General features: G+C 55.6%; 11 protein-coding genes. 4 read left to right on the plus strand and 7 right to left on the minus strand.

All coding sequences use genetic code 11. The annotated features are described in order from the left end of the window. Positions 1-23 precede the first annotated feature (23 nt). Complete coding sequence (locus tag CVS29_RS02590) at positions 24-2,519, plus strand: excinuclease ABC subunit UvrA (protein ID WP_110104740.1); 2,496 nt, start codon at positions 24-26, stop codon at positions 2,517-2,519. A gap of 27 nt (positions 2,520-2,546) precedes the next feature. On the opposite strand, the gene CVS29_RS02595 is transcribed toward CVS29_RS02590, so the two are convergent. The 4 genes from CVS29_RS02595 to CVS29_RS02610 form a co-directional block, all read right to left on the minus strand. Next, a complete protein-coding gene (locus CVS29_RS02595; RefSeq protein WP_110104741.1) occupies positions 2,547-3,320 on the minus strand; it encodes a pullulanase X25 domain-containing protein in 774 nt (257 codons plus the stop codon). Positions 3,321-3,792: 472 nt separating this feature from the next. After that, on the minus strand, positions 3,793-9,198 hold the full coding sequence (locus CVS29_RS02600; protein ID WP_170120872.1) for a DEAD/DEAH box helicase: 5,406 nt from the start codon (positions 9,196-9,198) through the stop codon (positions 3,793-3,795). Between the two features lie 43 nt (positions 9,199-9,241). Next, positions 9,242-10,099, minus strand: coding sequence for a hypothetical protein (locus tag CVS29_RS02605; protein ID WP_146212972.1), 858 nt, complete (start codon positions 10,097-10,099; stop codon positions 9,242-9,244). Positions 10,100-10,139: 40 nt separating this feature from the next. Then, the gene (locus CVS29_RS02610) at positions 10,140-12,173 is read right to left on the minus strand and encodes a hypothetical protein (protein WP_110104744.1); all 2,034 of its coding nucleotides are present in this window, start codon (positions 12,171-12,173) and stop codon (positions 10,140-10,142) included. Positions 12,174-12,683: 510 nt separating this feature from the next. Between CVS29_RS02610 and CVS29_RS02615 the strand changes: the two genes are divergently transcribed. Next, a complete protein-coding gene (locus CVS29_RS02615) occupies positions 12,684-13,616 on the plus strand; it encodes a NaeI family type II restriction endonuclease (RefSeq protein ID WP_110104745.1) in 933 nt (310 codons plus the stop codon). A gap of 385 nt (positions 13,617-14,001) precedes the next feature. Then, entirely contained in the window at positions 14,002-14,460 is a 459-nt protein-coding gene (locus CVS29_RS02620) for an HNH endonuclease (RefSeq protein ID WP_110104746.1), read from the plus strand. On the opposite strand, the gene CVS29_RS02625 is transcribed toward CVS29_RS02620, so the two are convergent. Next, a complete protein-coding gene (locus CVS29_RS02625; protein ID WP_110104945.1) occupies positions 14,457-15,464 on the minus strand; it encodes a DNA cytosine methyltransferase in 1,008 nt (335 codons plus the stop codon). The genes CVS29_RS02620 and CVS29_RS02625 overlap by 4 nt on opposite strands. A 376-nt stretch (positions 15,465-15,840) precedes the next feature. On the opposite strand from CVS29_RS02625, the gene CVS29_RS02630 reads away from it, so the two are divergent. After that, positions 15,841-17,505, plus strand: coding sequence for a nuclease-related domain-containing DEAD/DEAH box helicase (locus CVS29_RS02630; protein ID WP_110104747.1), 1,665 nt, complete (start codon positions 15,841-15,843; stop codon positions 17,503-17,505). Positions 17,506-17,544: 39 nt separating this feature from the next. Here CVS29_RS02630 and CVS29_RS19225 read toward each other — a convergent pair whose 3' ends face one another. Both CVS29_RS19225 and CVS29_RS02635 read right to left on the minus strand, forming a co-directional pair. Then, a complete protein-coding gene (locus CVS29_RS19225; RefSeq protein WP_373366713.1) occupies positions 17,545-17,655 on the minus strand; it encodes a DUF4190 domain-containing protein in 111 nt (36 codons plus the stop codon). Between the two features lie 777 nt (positions 17,656-18,432). Further along, complete coding sequence (locus CVS29_RS02635; protein WP_245932016.1) at positions 18,433-19,941, minus strand: SulP family inorganic anion transporter; 1,509 nt, start codon at positions 19,939-19,941, stop codon at positions 18,433-18,435. Between the last annotated feature and the right edge of the window lie 7 nt (positions 19,942-19,948).

Raw genomic sequence — 19,948 nt, forward strand, 5'->3', positions numbered from 1 at the left:
AAAATTCACGTTAGGGTCGATAAATGGGATCGTCTCTAAGTACAGCTCTGACCACCACCAGCCCTGAGCACTCAGGATTTGTCCAAGTCCGCGGTGCCCGCGAGAACAACCTGAAAAACGTGGACGTGGATGTCCCCCGCGACTCCATTGTCGCCTTCACCGGCATCTCAGGGAGCGGTAAGTCCTCGCTGGCCTTTGGCACTATTTTCGCTGAAGCCCAACGCCGCTATTTTGAATCCGTGGCTCCCTACGCGCGCCGTCTCATTCAACAGGGAAATACACCCCGGGTGGAGTCCATTTCGGGACTTCCACCGGCAGTGGCCATGCAACAGCGCCGCGGAACCCCCAGCACCCGCTCTTCAGTGGGGACAGTAACAACTCTTTCAAACTCAGTACGGATGTTGTTTTCTCGGGCAGGTGATTACCCTAAGGGCGCTGAGATTTTGTACTCAGATTCCTTCTCGCCCAACACGGTGGCTGGCGCTTGCCCGGTGTGCCACGGCTTGGGAACAGCCCACACTGTTACCGAAGAATTGCTGGTGCCGGACCCACACCTCAGCATTCGCGAAGGTGCGGTTGCGGCGTGGCCCAGCGCTTGGCAAGGTAAAAACCTCCGCGACATTCTCAGCCATCTGGGCTACAACGTTGACGTTCCGTGGAAGAAGCTGCCTAAAAAAGAACGTGATTGGATCCTCTTTACCGAAGAGCAACCTGTTGTTGAGGTAACGCCGCAAAGGGACCGGGTGGCCAAACCCTATAAGGGAAAATTCTGGAGCGCCCGCAGCCATGTTTTACACACTCTAGCCAACACCAAGAGTGCACCTATGCGTGAGAACGCCCTGAGATTCATGCATTCAGGACCCTGCCCCGAATGTGGTGGGAGCGGGTTGAAAGTGGCGGCCATGGCGGTGACGGTGGAGGGCAAAGACATTTCCGCCATGAATGCCCTGCCGCTGACGCAACTTGCTGAGGTACTGCAGAGGATCATGACCGGCCCTACTGGCGATGATGGGAGCCGTGAGGCCGTTGCAAGCGCCATTGCCCATGATTTGCACCAGCGCATAACAGTGCTGCTGGATCTGGGACTAGGGTATCTGAGCCTGGGCCGCAGCACGCCCACCCTCTCCCCCGGAGAGATGCAGCGCTTACGCATTGCCACCCAGCTCCGTTCTGGACTTTTCGGTGTCATCTACGTTTTGGACGAACCGTCAGCGGGGCTGCATCCGGCCGACGCCGAGCCTCTGCTGGAGGTATTACAACAGCTCAAACGTTCCGGAAATAGCGTCTTCATTGTTGAACACAACATGGACATGGTCCGGCGGGCCGACTGGCTGGTTGATGTAGGCCCCCAGGCAGGTGAAGCCGGCGGCCGGATTGTTTACAGCGGCCCAGTTCCGGGGATTGCCCATGTTCAAGAGTCAGTCACGCGGCCCTTCCTATTGGAAGGGGCTTCCCCTTCTGCGCCCATAGCGCAGGATGCTGAAAGGGCTACCGGCACCTCCGCAGTGCGCAGAGATCCCCAAGGCTGGTTGGAATTGGTAGGTATCAGCTCCCACAATCTTGAGAACGTTGATGCGCAGATCCCTAGGAACGTTCTGACAGCCATTACTGGGGTATCCGGTTCTGGGAAGTCCACGTTATTGCAGGTGCTGAACAGTACTGCTGGCGGCCAGCGCGAAGGCGATGACTCCGCCCCGGAGGACATTGCGGGAACAAGCGGGTTCGGCGGCGTAGACCGTGTGGTTCCCGTGGACCAGCGCCCCATTGGCCGGACACCGCGCTCCAACCTGGCTACGTACACAGGAATGTTCGACGCCGTCCGGCGTGAGTTCGCTGCCACACCCGAGGCCCGGGCGAAGGGATTTACCGCGGCCAGGTTTTCTTTCAACGTTGCGGGTGGGCGCTGTGAAACATGCTTGGGTGAAGGCGCCGTGGCGGTGGAACTACTGTTCCTTCCTGGTAGTTACGGCCCCTGCCCCGTCTGCCACGGTTCCCGCTTCAATGATGAGACCTTGGCAGTGTTGTACAAGGGAAAGTCCATTGCCGATGTTCTGGCGCTGACGGTGGATGCGGCAGCGCTGGTGCTCGCGGACATTCCCGCTGCGGCAAGAAGCTTGGCAACCCTACGTGAAGTGGGGCTAGGCTACCTCCGGCTGGGGCAGCCGGCCACGGAACTCTCGGGTGGTGAAGCACAGCGGATCAAACTCGCCACCGAATTGCAGCGCCCGCGGCGGGGTCACACGCTGTACCTCTTGGATGAGCCCACCACGGGTCTGCACCCTGCCGATGTTCAGTTGTTGATGCATCAGCTCAACCGGCTGGTGGACGCCAACAACACTGTGGTGGTTGTGGAGCACGAGATGGACGTGGTGGCAGCCGCCGATTGGGTCATTGACTTAGGACCCTCGGGAGGGTCCGCCGGCGGCCGCATCATGGCCACCGGGTTACCCGAGGACGTAGCCACTGCTGAGGAAAGCCGCACCGCACCTTATTTGGCGGCCGCGTTGGCGCGGCGTTAACTGGGGCGGCTTGCCCGGGCTGGCGTTTTAGCCGCGCAGCACGTCTTTGGTGGCGTGGTTGTAGTGGAAAGTGACGGGTCCACCGGCGTGGGAGAACTCGTGGTTGGCGCCATCTAGCAGACCGAATGCGCCGTAGTTTTCATCCCAGCTTCCGTTGACCACAGCCTTGTAGTTGTACTGTCCGGCGGGGAGGTCGGCTGTCAACTGCCAGAGCCCACCAATGCTATCTAGCGTCATCTGCACGGCGGCATGGCTGGGATCCCAGTTCTTCTCCGCACCCAAGGTGGTGCCGAAATCTCCCACCAAAGCCACTGAAGCTGGCTGCTCCCCAAGTACGACGCCGGAGTCCCCCGCCTGCTCTTTGGCGGCCGCTGGGGCTGTGGCTGCCTTGACGGACGGCTGCTTGGCTGGTGCGGTCTTTGCTGCTGGCGTGCCGGCAGGTTTTTCTGGCAGTTCAGTACCGGCAGGAATGAGTGTGCCGTTGCTGAGTGCATCGCTGAGCTTCTCAACAGTGCTGAAGGCCACCGTGGCGCGTAGGCCGTTGTCCGTGATGGCCCAGCCACCACGGCCCTTGGTCATCCATCCGGCCTTGACCAGATCTGCCGTGGCCTTGGTGAGGTTCTTGTGACCGCGCGGGATGCCGCCGCTGAGGAGTTCGGACTCTTCCTTGGTGAAGGGAATCCGTGCCACCGCTTCGGCCAGGACTTCACCGCCGTTGGGCTTGTCATCCTGCCACGATCCGGCGGCCATGATGTCAAGGACTTCTTTGAGCCTGCGGTTGGTGTTGTCTCGAACGCTCATGGTGGTCCTCCTATAGCAATGGGTATCGTTCCACTGTTGCACGTGCCAGAGTTACGCGACAGTACATGACGCTATGGACGTAGGGATCAACCACGCCGGCCACACTTCCGAGCGATGGCGCTTACCCGCACCACAAGTGCAGCCCACAGAAGCCAATATTCACTTGGTCGGGTGCGCGTGCACCCGACATGGATCACCGAGCCTGGCAGATGGAAGTTAGAAAGATATCATCAAGGCAACCAGTACCTAACAGCTACGGAAGGCGGATACGTAGGACCTGTAGCCTCCAATATCGCTTACATTGCGAGAGCCCAGCTTCAATTGTTATGCAGATGGAACTGTTGAAGCCTCACTCAAACCTTCAACAGCCCCACCTGGCCTTCATGATCGAATTTCTACGGACGCTGAGGGGCAAAATTACCGATTCGATGCCCTTGCCCCTAGGAGCGTTCACAGAACCTGAAACGTATGTTTAGTCCCCGATCCTCAGGCTCCGAACTAGATTGACAGCATGGCTCGGGTCGCGGTCAAGCATGAACGCGTCGACATAAACCACTCCATCGAGACCCGGGTTCTCTGCATGAATTTGTGCCGTAGCCTCCTTTAATCTCTCCGGCATCAAGCCAGGTTCCCCGGATTCGAGGGGATGCCGCAGAATCACCGCAATGCGTCCCTCAGCAGGTTTATCCCACAGGGCGCAGGCTGCGAAGCTATTCGAGAGCGTCGATACGTTGTAGACCGCCGCCCAGTTTTGGATTGCTTTACGTTGCTTGTCCAACTCGATAGTCAGGACTTGACCATCAAGTACTGATTTCAAGTCTTTGGCTAGACGCCAGTCGAGGAGTGCGTGGTAGGCCATATTCGAGTAGTCACGCAAGCATCGGTAGCAAGAAGACGAACATTCAATGGAGTGCTCACCGGCCAGTTCTCCGAGATAGGCGTCGACGTCATTGAGGAATTCCGGCAGAATGTCAGGTCTTCCCAAATGACTACTAAAACCCGCGCCGTTTTCCAATGTGTCGGCAAGAAAAGCGAACGTGGTTGGGCGCCCGTCTTGCAGTCCCGTATAGATTCCGGCGTTAAACTCCTGGGACTGAATGTCTAGTTTGTTGGCGGCTACAGTTCTCATCAGAAAGCTCAGCGAGTACCAAGCGGCCCGACGGCCTTGGATGGAATCATAGGCGCCGTATTGTTGGGGCATTCCCGCGCTCAGATCCAACCGCAGCCCCTGACCCTCAACTACTGCTGACTGGGGCCCATAGAAGAGGAAATCCGTGGGCTGAATCGTTCCGAGTGCCACTGAGATGACTGCCGCTGACTGGTCAGTGTGAACTGGTGTCGTCCCATCAGACGCTACCGCTACGTAACCGCCCCAGTAATCGTTTGAGAGAGCCTGCTGAAACTCGAAGGATTTTCCGGAGTTGTCATTGATGACATACCGCTTCCCAGGGCCCGAGTATGCGACTGAGTTGGAAAGAGAAACGGACTCCAGTGTTTTGAGATCAGCCACGGCCCGGGTCGATGTCGACTTGGGTGACCAAGAGAAGTTGCCGTCAAAGTCACGAGGTTTACCTGCCCGGTATCCTTTGGGCTCCCGCAGGTCGATGGTGCTGAAGATTCCGGGGTCGGCATCACATCGTGGGCAGGCACCTTCCGAGTAGTCCGAACCTGTCGGTTTTTCCTCCACATACGCGCATTGTCGGCAAATATCGATCAGTCGTTGGTCACCCAAAGCATTGTCTTCTTTGCTGACGTTGCGCCCAGCCGGGTAGAACGCGGCCGCGCCAATGACTGGATAGATCTGCCCGTCGCGAACCAGTTCGCTCCCAGGCGCGAACTGGTTTACTGCCATTGCGGCATCTCGATCTATGACATTGTCGGGCGGCCAGGGGAATGCGATGTTTGGTCTCTTGAGGTAGAGATCTCGAACTTTTGAAGGGAACCCGAACATCGGCAGGAGACCATTTTCGGCCAGTCGCTGGCTCAGGTCGGAATGGCCCGGGCTGTCAAGAGCTACGACCGTTGAAATGTCGTCTACCAGATTGGCTATGTCGGCGCGTGCGCCGTTCAAGTCGTCGTGGCTTAAGTTTGTGTAAGTCGCGAAGGCGGTCACAGCTTGCTCGACGATGGCCTGATTGTCATCGAGCCATCGGCTTAGGTGCGGCTTCACCTTGTACCAGTCTGATGCGAGCCCGAATTGGCCGTGGGTGTTCCGGCCAAGTCCGGAAAATTCTTCGTCAAGTGCGAGGACATCGGCAAGAGAGATAAAGGCACGCCGAAGTGTCTCACTCCTTAGGGCCCGTAGGTATATTTCTGGACGATTAAGAGCAAGATATGGCTTAGGCGTTGGTTCATTGGTAATGAGTTCTGGACGTCCAAAATAGTACTCGTCGTGGCTGCGTCCCCGGCACACTGTAAGCGATATTGCCATGGGCGTCATACGACGGCCAGCACGCCCAACTCGCTGTTGGTAGTTGAAACGGGTAGGTGGCATATTCGCCAAGATGACGGAGTCGAGGGCCCCGATATCTACGCCCGCTTCCATTGTTGTGGTCACTGACAACAGCTCAATACCATCGGATTTCTTGTTCTCCTTCTGGTCAAGGAAAACATTCTGGAACCGAGCTTGCCTCGATTGGGCGGCAAGTCTATCGGTTTGGCCGGTCAGCTCAGCCGCTGTCAGTCTGAACTGTCCGGCTCCTTGGATGGCCTTGTGTCCGTAATAATCAAGGTCCGTCTTGTGAGCAGTCGCCTCTGGAAGTTGTTTACCGCAATACGTGCAAAGTCCGCATCCCTGCACTAGGTGTCGTCGTCGGCAATTCTCACATGTCCAGTCGCTACCGGAGGGCTGATAGATGGTGGCCTTGTCTGGATGGATGAGGAATTGAGATACCGAATCTCCCCATTCCTTCCTGACTGAGGTCTGAATGTCATCGAAATCCATGTCAAACGTCTTCGCCACTGACTGCCAAAAAGTTTTGAGTTTCCTGGGCGGCGTCTCGGATGCATTCCTCATACCAGCGAATCGACGCATTCCAGCCAAAATCCGCAGGCTGGATTGCGCGATAGCCGCCGAAGAGCGGGAATCTTGAGCACTACTGAGTGCACCAACAAGTCCTACCCACCCTAGTCCCAAGGATTCATAGTCTCGGCCTACTCCTGAAAACAACCCGTCAATGACCTCCTTCTGTAGATTCTTGTCTATGGCAGCCTCTAGTCGGTTCTGAGGTGTCGAAAGATCAATTTTTCGTGAAGGTACAGGATCCCAACGGTAAATATGCGACCAAGACAGGGCATCTTTCTCGTCAGTCTGCTGAAGAGAAGCCGATGGTCCGCCAGGATTCATGCCCATTTCAACTAGTCGCTGACTAATCCGTGCAGTTAGTACGGGAATCGATGGGGATTGATTCAGATCACGTATGGCATCAGTTTCCGGCACATTACTCTCGAGATCCCACACGTCTTGAAGAGTGGTAAAAGCTTTCAGATCCTTGGCTCGTAATCGCTTGATCGCGTCTCGAGATTCTGGAGTCCGGTTGCCGTTCAAGTAGTGTTCTTTGGCCAATGAAATATCAGCTGCAACCTGATCTGATCCTGCAAGTTCACTATGGAGAAGCAGCCGCAACAAATCCTGGTAGTGCCTGAGGCTTATTCCAGACGATAGCTTTGCAGCATCCTGACGGCTGTCGGCGAAAACGATAGTCTTCCGGTTTGCAGGTTCGAGGTCTTGGAACAATTCAGTAATCAATACCTGATTTATTTTCTCGAACCCTGTGCGCATGGCGCGGATGGGTGATCGTTGACGTTTTTTGTCATCTGATCGAACAGGCCCTTCCGCAGTGTGCCTGATCTCCCAGTCATCGGAGCAATTAGGGCATCTAGTGGGGAACGCCGACAGCTGTTCTACGTTCCGCTTGCCTGCCGGAGATGTAACTTGGAAGGTCCAGCCGGTATAACCATCTCCGTTCGTTGGTCGGAGCTCCCCTGTTTCGGGCCTTAGGATGGAGCGACGAAAAGCATACTTCACTTTATTCTTGTCTGCATTCCATTCAAGCGCTTCTAGATCTGGGCTTCGTTTTTGAGGCCAGTACAGCAGATAGTTGTTCGCTGTTCGCTCAAGTCCGACGTGATCAGGCAAATGTTGTATGTCGGACAGGTCAGCCAACAAGGTTACGGCTTTCCCGGGCTGCTGGGTCGAACCGGAAGGAACATAACCACCAAGAAAGACATCTCCGCAGTTCTGGCAATACAGGAGTTCCAATACTCTGGATCCGCATAAACAGCGGCCTACTGGCTCGGAATACAGCCGTCCTACGCGTCTAGTTTCGCTCTTCTCTTCCTGAATTTCGGGGCAGGAAGGATCGGTGCAGGCCCACATTCCCGGTACATTTCGGAAAAATAGATGGCTTCTCAATAACGGCCACTTGATTACCTCAGTCTTTTCAACCGTTGACGCGGCAGACTTCAGCAGCTTTTGCACGGCCGGGCCGCGCAAATTTTCAGTCAATACGGGAAACAGTTGCTCGCCAATCTGTCGCAGAGACTTGGCGTTGGGGTGAGACAGCGGTTCACCGTTTTCACTCCGAAAGAAGACGTTGCTCAGTGCGCTTGCCCCGATAATTTCGTCCGCATGGCTGGGAGTGCCCTCTTGGCTTGCGAACCCGGTTTCGGAGAGGTCAAGAGCTTGATGCTGTGCTCGGATGAGCTCTCCGGGAAGAAAATCAAATGAATCGCGAGGCACTCCAAAAAATTCCTCAACATACGCTTCGTCCCGGTTGGCTTCCAACGAAGCCGAGGCGGCGATGACCTGGAATTGTTTGGAGTCTTCACCGAGGCCGAGCCGCAGCTTCAAGTTCCGGATCAGCAGCGCGACTTCCGTACCGGCGGTACCCCTGTAGGAATGCAGCTCATCGACAACGAAGGTGAACCGATGGTCAGGGCTGGCGGTAAGCCACGCGCGAGTTGAGTCGAAGTATCGGCTATCCCGATCACGAAGGAGCAGGACATTGAGCATCGAATAGTTGGTGATGAGAATATCAGGCGCAGCGTCGGCCATATCCCATCTCGAGACCATTTCAGCTCCGCCCAGGTGGGGCATGAAGTACTTGGATTCATCATCGAGCTGCCGCATTTGGGCACTGCGCTCATCGACGTCTTGCAGATAGGATCGTAAATTCCCTAATGGAACAGTGTCGCCCACTGAACCCGTGACAGGGGTCGCTCCTGTGTACCGACCGAAGTAGAAGCGATGACCGCGCCTGTGCTTGTCCAACCAGGCTCGGGCCTCATCATTGTCGAGAGCCTTACGGAGCCTGATGAGTTGGTCATCAACGAGCGCGTTCATCGGATACAAGATGATGGCGCGAACAGCTTTGGTGCGTCCCGACTCTGTCCCTCGCTGCGGAGCGAACGGCCGATTGTCCCGTTTCCACCACGGAGCAAAATTGGCTCCCTGCCCTGTCCACGATGTTGATTCTGTCAAAAGGTTGGACAGTAGAGGTAGAAGGAACGCCTCAGTTTTGCCGGCGCCGGTTCCAGCGGTCACGACAACATTGCGCTTATCCCTCACGACGGACGTCAGCGCGGACTCTTGGTGTGTGTATAGGTCTCGACCGACAGGAATGAGCCCGGTCCGGGCAAACTCAACGAGGTCTTTCGAAGCCCGGGCTTGTTCTACTGACTGCTCGAACGTCTGTGTGGAGACCTTGTATTCGGGTCGCAGTTCTATAAATGGCTCTCTGTAGACACCGTTGTCCTTGTCAAGGATTCGACGGCGCTCTGCCATGAGTTTCTCATCAGCAAGTCCAAACGGTGTGTCGTAATAGCGGAAATATGACTCCCGCAAGTGATCGAATGTCTCAACTATGTCGATGGGCATGGCGGCGTCTTTCTGTTGAACGAGCGGGAACCTGGAATTTTCGCTAGACAATTTGCAATTGTTGATGAACAGATTGTGCGACAGCGTTGGCAACGGAGCTCGGAATGTTTTCGAACGTCCAGCTCCCATCCGAGGTCTTGTCGGGGTGGAACCCGCTACAAAGCGTCAGTGCTTGGAAGTGCGGCATGGGTAGTGGCAAGCCTTTGTCAACGCGGAGCATACCGATGGGATCGTCAGCATCTTCGGTAATTTGCAGTTCAAAGCACTCTTTGTCAATATCTACTCGGGTTAAGCAGACCCCTTCGGCGTAGGTCGTTGAGTACCAAATACCCGATCTCAGCAGCCAGTAAACAGACCGTCCGTTCACTTTCTGTTTGAACAATCCATCCCGATGAAAAGTTTCAACGTGCATGAATTTTCCCATGCGTACATTGAACATCTGGACAGGGGAACCTTGTGTGTTTGGTCCCCCTGCTAGAGGCCCGAGACCAAGCGAAGGGAGATCTTCGGCTATGGACAGCGCGGCACACGATATGAAATCTGCGCCTGAACTGGAAGCAACCTGACGGAGTTCTGCTTCATTGTCGTACTCAACGATCAAAGTTCGCGGGTCGCTAAGTGACCCGATTCCAGATCGTGACTGTTCCAGTTTGTGCAAGACCGTATCGGCTTCAAGCCGTTCTTCCAGTTCAGGCGACCGTTTTCCAACGACAAGTGCAAACGCTGAGGACCCTGGAAGCTGCGTCACCATTGTTGGTCGAATACGCCATTTACCCTCTGACCATGATTGGTCCAAGTGCCCGAGTACCTCCAAACGCCAAAGGTAGGATCGAGCAGCTTGGACGTTTTCAGGAGGCACGCCGTCCATCACGGCACCAACTGACGCGACCACGTCAGTCATACTTCCGTAGCCTCTTGAGCTCAACCACTGTAGAACTAGATCACCGTCCATGGATGCTCTCCTGCATTGATTGTGACAAAAATGCTCGCCATAAAGGGTTCGTGTAGTCGATTGTTTCGCTGGCGGCCCTTCTCCAGAAAAACTGTGCGGGAATATCTAGTGGTTCGAAATTCGGCGGATCTGTAGTGATCTGTTGCAAGTGTGAAATCTTGCCTGCTCGTTCTGCAAGCACCCACGCTGTGTCGGTGGGAACCTGTACTTTCCACTGGTACGACTCAGGGAAGCCGAGCCTCGTACTAAGGCTCGAAATTGGCGGCTCACCTTGCATGCGCACTTTTCCTGAAGGGCTGACAAACCAAACAGCAGCGTCCTTTCCTCGTCTGGACAGCACGAACTCTGCACGTCTGATTCCGTACGCGGAGTCTGAAGGCAAACGATCGACAACGCTTTCAGTTTGCTCCGCCTCCCACTGTGCAGCAGAGCCCCTTGAGTGAACGAAAAATTCCAATGTGACATCGTCAACAGATACGGCGTGATTACCTTCCGTAAACGGCCCGGCCAGCCGCAAAGGAAACAGTGAGCCGTTGGCCATTGCTCGTGTCCCGGGAAGCCGACCATCAAGAAGAATCTGAATGAATTCTCTCGAAGGATCGTCTGGGAGCTGCAAATCCGGCTCACCACCTGAGAGGAAGTGTCGACCGCCAACTACAGTCCGAAGTTCGAGTCCGTTCATGAGCTTGGGCCGCAGATTGGAAGCCGGCTTGAGGAGTTCTTCTATGCTGATGAACGTTCCCGTCGGGGACAACCCAATAGGTCCGGTGAAGGACACATCAACATAGACACTCCACCCAGGGAAGAGAACTCCGCGAAATTTCCAGTATCCAGACACGGCACTTTTGGAGAGAAGATCGTCCATCTCGGCATTATCAGATTGCTGGACAACCAACAGATGCTGCTCACTTGGAATTACATCACTCACAGACAGCCAGCGGCCCGACGAGGGATCCATACGTAAGATCCATAACTGACGTAACTTCTTGGTGACGACTGCTTTGTCACCGACCGCTTGAAAGCTGCGATTCATGAGAGGGACAGATTCGGGGAGAGCACCCTCAACTATGTCGTAGACAGTGCCATATTCTGGTTCCTTGATCGTTATGAATGACCCGTTGCCCGTCGTGAGCCTCTGAGTTGTCAGCCGCGGATGAACAGGGATAACCCAGCTGACTGACCAGTCCTCCGGATCGATACAGAGGCCCAGGTCCAATCTCACCCTGCCCTCAACTACAGGAAAGTCCGAGGGTTGTTCTTCCGCTAATTTTACAATGACCGCTAACAGTAACGGATTTCCTGAACCTTTTTGAACCAGGTCCAAGAATGCCTTCGAGAACCCTCGCGGCTTATGGAGCCATAGACGCAGAAGGGCAAGCAAATGCTGAGGTGACGACTTTGACGCTTGATCAACTCGTCGCCTTTGAAGAAAAATTGATAACCGCTCTCGATCTGATGCTTTCATCAATGTTTGCGAGAGAGGATATCCAATTCTGCTATAATTTCCTGGGTAGATGGTGCTGGAACCCAAGAAATCTTGATTACTTTCTATCCACTTGTCGAGTACTTGCCACATCTCAGCTACTAAATCGAAATGTTTTTGAATCCCCCGAGCCGTGATGTTGTTTGATCCGGACGTCATCAGACTAAGCAACCGCGGATAATAGGCCGCCTGCGAGAATTCCCCGTCATTTCTCATTCTGGATCCGGCAAGTACCGTGACTGCCAAGAGCGGTAAACACGGCGGTGCAAGATCCCGCGGGCCCCGCCTCCAAATGGCAAGCCGTCTGTCAATAGCATCGAATATCGTGGATTTGTCCGTTTGTCGAAGCTCAGCCAGCACGGCAGAACGTAGAGAGCCCACAGGGTCTGTTAAATGAGGAAAGAACCTTGACATTTCCTCATCATCAATGAAGACGATCACAGGTTCATCAGGTTGATTCATCGAGAAAAACGCTTGAGACAGCTTCGACTGCCACATGTCGTAGTCCACGTATGTCTCTAGTGCTTCAAGATCCCCCATGGTGATGATTGTAATGGGGACCTCCGACATTCCTGAATCGCGTCGCATACAACCCGAAACACGAAAATTTTTCCCGTCATAAGCAAAGAATGGCATGGGTAATTTGCAAGTACTCAGTATCGTGCTAGGGCATCAATTTATTGCCCGCCGTCGGTCCCCGAGACACCGCAATTGTCGTTAATCGGGGTCAACGATCTTTCTAGACTGCTTTGATACTGCCGCCCGACTATTCGCACGTCAGATTCCATAGGCCAAACGTTCGACGTTGCTGCAGTCCACACTCGTACGAATCAATGGAACCCGTCCCTGCAGCAATCACAACTACAGAAATCCTGGTATCGGCTCTCATTCTATTGATTTAGCGGGCTACGAAGGTTCTCCCCGGTCCGTGGTGAAAGCCAAGATTGCAATGGAGGGTCGACGGTGTCAAGCCGTCTGACCAACGCTGAATTACTTGCAACACGTCGACATTAAATTGGTCATCGTTCGTGACCGCCATAGAGTTGGGCCATGTTGCCTTTTTCCTTGGAGCCAAATGCCGAACTCGTCGATCCAGGCCTCACTGCAGTTCTCGACTGGTTCCGGCAAGCGGATCCGGACGGATCCCGCATGGCCCGGGTGTATCGGGAAACATTTGATCAGCTTTATGACGGCCAGAGGACTGGGCGATATCGCTGGGATCAGCTCTACAAAACAGAGAAGACTCACTACGGCACCCTGATCGAGATCAACCTCCAGCGTGAGTTCAAGTTCGACGACGGACTCGTCATGGACTACCAAATTGCTGGCCATGAAATCGACTGCAAATATTCTGCCTCAGCGCAATGGATGTTGCCACCGGAGAGCATTGACCACCTCATCCTTGGCTCCGTTGCCAGCGACGTGAAATCTACCTGGAGCATTGGACTTGTCCGGGCGACACCAGAGAACCGCAACGTCGGTACAAACCGAGACAGGAAAGGCAGCCTGAGCGCCCTCGGCAAGTCTCGCATTCAGTGGCTGTTTAAGGATGCCCTTATGCAGCCAAACATCCTCTTGCAGCTCCCAGAGGATCAGGTCGCTCGGATTTTTGCACCCAAAAGTGGCCAAGCGAGAGTCAATGAACTGTTCCGTGTTGCCACCAACATGCGTATCTCCCGGAACATCATCGCCACCGTCGCACAACAAAACGACTTCATGAAACGAGTCAGGGAAAACGGTGGAGCCCGAAGCACCCTTCGGGCCGAAGGCTACCTCATACTCGGGGGCGACTACTCATCACAAACGGCCGTTGCCAGGGCTCTCGGATGCATTGTTCCCGAACCTGGTGAGCTAGTAAGTGTTCGAGTCAGTCCGGTGGACTACCTTGTTGATAATTCTGTAGAGCTCGACGGCCAGCTCTGGCGCAGGATTGAACATGGCCATGACTCCAGGGCAGTTGCACCGAAAGTGGTCAGCCAGTGACTACGGACTTCAGTGAGCTACCTTTGCCCGGCACGTGGGCCCAAATCGATTTGATCCCCTCCACTCAACATCGAGCAATATACGAGTACCTGCACCAAAGGCACGATGACCCGCCTACCATGGTCGAAATCAGGGCGCACGCCACCACCATTGCCTGTGAAGGCCATTCCCAGACCGATCGACGAGTCCGCGATCTGCGTGATGTCTATGGAATTTGCGCCCCCCTGCCGATGGATCAACAAGAAGCCCAGGTACGTCCTTGAAGGAATGCCAGATGCAACCTATTCCAGCCGGAAATCAATTTCAGGCAAGCTGAGGGCTCGGGTGCTCCATGGCCAAATATGCGCCCAATGTGGAAAGACACCGCTACGAGACAACGTGAAGCTTGAGGTTGACCACAAACTGCCCCCTGGCCTGGGGTGGTACGGATGACATCGAAAACCTCCAGCCACTCTGCGAAGAGTGCAATCATGACAAGCAAGACTACTACGCAACATTCAATGCGTATGCCGATAAGATCCGCGTCGCAGCCTCTCTCCTTGAGCCACACAAGCGCATTGGCGAAACGCTCAGGGTATTCAAAGAGGCCGGAGAGCCAACTCCATCGGAAGTGGTGGGACTCGTGGCCTGCCTAATCCAATACCAAGAGAACTGGCAGAAGCGCATGCGCGAATTACGACAGCTTGGTTGGGACTATAGGACCCATAAAAAGAAAAAACACGGGCGCATGCGCAGTTCCTACGAACTGACCAAATGGATGCCTTGGCCGTCAGAGCCTATTGCTCCCCTTATAAGGCAAATCGAAAATGACAAGAAGCTCACCAACCGGCAAGTCTCGAGCTAGCTCGCGGCGCGAAGATGGCGCTCCAAATCCTCAGATTCGGGTTTCTTCGCCGCAGCCTTCACGCCAAGCGAAGCTGCGATTGACGTCCCGATGGCGCTAGCCACGGGAGGAGGGAAAGCATTGCCAATCTGCCGGTAAACGGAAGTCTTGAGTCCGGAGAATTGCCACTCCGCAGGGAAGCCCTGAATGCGGGCAACCATCTGATTGGTCAAGCGAGGAATGTGGTTGATTGGTGTTTCCGGCCCCGGTACTTCGTTGGCGATGCCCTTGCCGTCGACGCCCAGCATCAGCCAGCCAGCCTTAGCGCGCGTGGGGCCGAGATCAGCTCCACCATGCTTCTTGGAGCCGCCGACAACCGTGGGGGCGACATTGTTGGCCTTGGCGGCCCAGGCTTCGGCACCAGCCCATCCCCCACTCGCCATCATCGGCAGCAGCACCTCGCCAACCGTCGGAGGAGTACCTTTCGGCGTCGGCCAAGCGAACTTCTTAGCGTATCTCGTCTTAACGGCGACAAGAATGAAGCGCGGTCGCAGCTGCGGAACACCGTACTCACTCGCGTAGAAAAGCTGCCATTGGGGTTCGTAGCCAAGTTCTCGGAGCTCCTCGAGAATCAGCTCACGGTAGCTAGTAAATCTGGCCGATGCCAACCCCTTCACGTTTTCGAGCATGACAGCCTTTGGGTTAGCTTCTCGGACGAGTCTCAATGCTTCCGGGAACAGATCGCGCTCATCGTCTGCACCCAGCTGCTTGCCAGCCACGCTAAATGGGGGGCATGGCACACCCCCAGCGAGCAAATCGATCCCTTTGTAATTCCGACCGTTGATCTCACGAACATCACCATGGTGGACGTTCCATGACGGTCGATTGAGTTTCAGCGTTGCCGCCGCGTCCTTGTCGATTTCAACGGCCAGCGAGTGTGCAAAGCCAGCATCTTCCAAGCCATATGACTGACCACCTGCGCCAGCGCAGATCTCAAGGGCGTAAAGGGGGGTGGTGGTGTTCATGTCGTCCATCTTCTCATTGCAAAGTATTTACTTCGACCTTCTGTGGCGTGTCTCCCACGTTGCCACGAGGCACTGACATCATAGTGAAGAGCCCGCCATATCAAGTAACGCTTCAGTCCACCGAATACTCAAGTCGACGGTAATTCATCGTCTCAGCGTGCATCACCATCGCCCAGCCAGGAGTCCACATTTCTGTTGCTTCGCATCACCACTGGAGTGGCCTAGAAACGCCTGTAAGGCTTGCAGCAGCGTCTCGCTATAGAGAAGCTCAGGCTCCTCCCAGACATTTGCCGAGCTCCAGCCGACCGTCAACTATTCACGGTTCAAATCAGACTACATTTGATGTGAGCTGTGTCCCAACGAGAGGTCGTCCGCCGTGCATTGCATCCCACCCGAGCCTGACTTCGGTGCAGGCCAATTGGCCGAGCAGGCTGTTTGGAACCAGTTGAAAGCGGGCTTGCCAGACGACGTCGTACTTGCGCATTCGGTGCAGGTGCGGAACGGCAGTGCTGAGCACGAGATCGACATCCTTGTGCTGTGGCCCGGCGTGGGAATGGCCGCCATTGAAGTCAAGGGTGGGCTTGTCACTCTTGAACAGGGCCAGTGGTACCAATCTGGGGGTAAAGAAAACAAGCACAGGCTCTTAGATCCCATCGCACAGTCCCAAGGATCTCTGCACGGCTTCAGGAAGTGGATCGAGGGGCAGCTGGGATCGAAGCTCAGCAACCGGTTCGCTTACATGGCTGCCTTTCCTTATTCCAGAGTCCCGCAGGAATGGGTAAAGTCGGGCAGCCCACGCGCGCTGATCCTCGATGAGCATGACTGCAAGTCACCGACGGAGAAAATCCGCCACGCCATTGAGACAGAGGGCGGTGCCACATCTCCCCTAGCAGCAAAGTTCATGGTGCGAATCATCCCGCACTTGGAAGGGAATCTGGAACAGGCCGACACGAGCTCTGCGGGCCAGACCGAGATTGAGGACGAACAGAACCACCTGACGATACGCCAAAAAGTATTGCTATCTGCCACACGTTCACTCCCCCGCATCAAGTTCACGGGCGGCGCCGGCAGTGGCAAGACATGGCTTGCGGTGGAGAAGGCGCGCCTGTTGAGCAAACAGGGCAAGCGGGTTGGCCTGTTTTGCTACAACAAGGGCCTAGGAATGTATCTGCAACGGCAAGTCGCACCGTGGAAATCAGCGAAGCCGACGTTCACAGGAGAGTTCCACGAATATGTACGCTCGCTCGGCGTTCCCGACGGCATTGGGCAGGCTTACTTCGATGTTGACATGCCGACCAAGCTAAAAGAACTCGCACTGACCATGCCCGGTGCAGAAAAGTTCGACGCCGTGATTGTGGACGAGGCCCAGGACTTTGCCCCGCTCTGGTGGGAGGCCCTGCGTGGCTGCCTGAAGAATCCCGACACTGCTGAGATCTACGCCTTCATGGACGACGGGCAGGATGTCTACAACAGGTGGGCCAATGAGGACTCCATCCGGGATCTGCTGCCCATCCACATCGACGAGAACCTCCGCAACACCAAGAGAATCGCAGCAACTTTCAAGTCCTTTGCCGAGGACGGTTTCACGCCGCGGGGTAGTACTGGGCTGCCGGTTCGCCGGGTTCAATGCTCCAGCGAAGACGCTCTGGACGTTGCCGACAGCTGTGTTGATGCGCTTATTGACGAAGGCTGGACCAATAACCAGATCGCACTGCTGACCACCAACTCTCGGCATCCCATTCACCGCGAGTACTTCGATGAGGACACCATCGTTGAATATTGGCAGGAATTCCACGCCGACGAAGCCGAATTCTATGGCCACGTGTTGGGATTCAAAGGCCTTGAGCGTTCCGCAGTTATTCTGTGCGTCAACGGTTTTAAGGATATGACCCGAGCTGCGGAGCTCCTTTATGTGGGGTTGTCTCGAGCACGTTGCCTGTTGGTGATAGTTGGCGATGGTGAGCTGCTAAGGGAAGTCGGCGGGAATCAGCTGGACGGTGTCCTGTCGCGGTCGCAGCAATGGGTCCCGCCCACCGAATGACTTCTAATAGCCGCCTATGCCGGAGACGATACTCATTGCTTAGGCATAGGTCGCAACCATTGCGGCCAGTCCCGTATATCCAAGGATCAAACCAGCTTTTGCCATACCGAAACCGCCCTCACCCTTCTGCCTGATTTGTTTTACAGCTATCTAGCCAGCGATTACTGCTAAGAGCGAACCGCCAACTATCCCAAGGATCAGCGAAACGATCACTCACGGATTTGTCCTACCCTGCACTGCCATTGGCCGGGCCCCGTGGCCAGGTGTTGGGAATACCGACGCGGACGAAGGCGTGAAACTTTGGCCTGGGCCCTCCACCTCCCCAACTCCGGAAATCCGGGCTGCTGCCTTGCGCTCTGCTCTGGTCGTTGGTGCGGCAGCTTGCCGAAGGCTGGGCCCACTAGCAGCTGTAGCCATGACGGGGCTTTCTTTCAACTCGACACCGCAGGTCCCGCAGCTCGATTCGTCGGGCGAAGCTGGCATATAGCAGTTGAGACACTCCGTAGTGGAACCCCTCAAATTCTTTAGAGATGAGTCAGGACTGTCCCGGCGATAATCTCCGGGTTTGCAAAGCCACTCGAGCTTTTCGGCTCGTTGAACTCGATTTGTCCTACAACTAGGTGACAAACAGTGGGGCAAGTTGCTCCGGTCCCGCTATTACCCCGAACAGTATGGCGCTGGAGCCGCTCCCCCATGACGACCTCGTGCAGTTCACGCAGTTCCTTCAACGTAAACGGCTACTCCAGTACCCGCCAGGGATAGGGCAACTTCGCATAGTCGACACGGACACGCGTCACGGCATGGCCAATAATTTCGGCGAGGTCGTATGACAGGGTCGGCACCTGGGTGACGTTGACCAGCGCACCCCGAGGGCCGACGTCGAACGTTTCTTGTAGGGCAAGTGCACCGGTGGGCTCACTGGCAGCCTTAGCTCAGCTTGCCGCCCAGGCGTTGGCGCATCTTGGCACTGGCCTCATTCAGACCGACAATTTCCACGTCTTTACCCAGCCGCTGGTACTTATCCGTAATAGCGTCCAACGCCGCAATGGTGGAGGCATCCCACAGATGGGATGCGTGCATATCAATAACCACATGAGCTGGATCCAGTACGTAGCTGAACTGGGTGTACAGGTCATTGGAGGAGGCAAAGAACAGTTCCCCATTGACTACATACGTGACGCTTTCCTCCCCTGTGGCCATGATCCGTTGCACGGTGACAAAGTGGGCCACGCGCCGGGCGAACATCACCATGGCCGTGACAGTGCCTACACCCACCCCAATGGCCAGGTTTTCCGTGGCGACAGTGGCCACCACGGTCACCACCATGACGAACGTTTCGCTCTTGGGCATGGTCCGCAAGGTACTCAGCCGGATGCTGTGCCAATCAAAGGTGGCCCAACAAACAAAAATCATGACAGCCACCAGTGCTGCCATGGGAATGATCGAAACAATGTCTCCAAGCACCACCACCAGCAATAGCAAGAACACTCCTGCGAAGAAGGTGGAGATGCGGGTGCGGGCGCCGGACGCTTTGACGTTGATCATGGTCTGGCCGATCATCGCGCAACCACCCATCCCACCAAAACATCCGGTAACAATGTTGGCCACGCCCTGCCCCCACGCCTCACGGGTCTTACTGGAACGAGTATCTGTGATGTCATCCACCAGCTTTGCGGTCAGTAAGGATTCCAACAGACCCACAAAGGCCATGGCCAGTGCGAACGGGAAAATAACCTGCAAGGTCTCCCACGTGAAAGGCACCTGCGGCAGGTGCAAGAACGGTACGGAATCAGGCAGCTCGCCCTTATCCCCCACTGTAGGAACCACAAGGGTGGCAACCACCGCGATCACCGTCACCACCACAATGGCCACCAACGGGGCAGGCACGGCCTGCGTGAATCGCGGCAACACAAACATGATGATCAGCGCCAGCGCCACCAGCGGGTACACCAGCCACGGGACACCAAGGAGTTCCGGCAGCTGGGCCATGAACACCAAAATGGCCAAGGAGTTCACGAACCCCACCATGACAGAGCGCGGAATGAACCGCATCAACTTCGCCACCCCGGAGATACCCAATAGGACTTGGATGACGCCGGCCAAAATCACTGCGGCAATCAAATAATCAACTCCGTGTGACTTCACCAACGGGGCAATCACCAGTGCAACGGCGCCCGTGGCCGCAGAAATCATGGCAGGACGCCCGCCCACAAACGCAATGGTGACAGCCATGGTGAAGGCCGCAAAAAGCCCCACTCGAGGATCAACCCCGGCAATGACTGAGAAGGCAATGGCTTCCGGGATCAACGCCAAACCCACCACCAGCCCGGCCAGCACTTCAGTCTTCAGCCGGCGGGGTGAGCGCAAGGTTCCCCACACGGACTGACGTTGCTCCGGAGTGAGGGTTGAGGCGGGCTCTACTTTTACGGTTGCCACTACTGGT

The sequence above is a fragment of the Arthrobacter psychrochitiniphilus genome, from assembly GCF_003185915.1.
GTDB lineage: Bacteria > Actinomycetota > Actinomycetes > Actinomycetales > Micrococcaceae > Specibacter > Specibacter psychrochitiniphilus.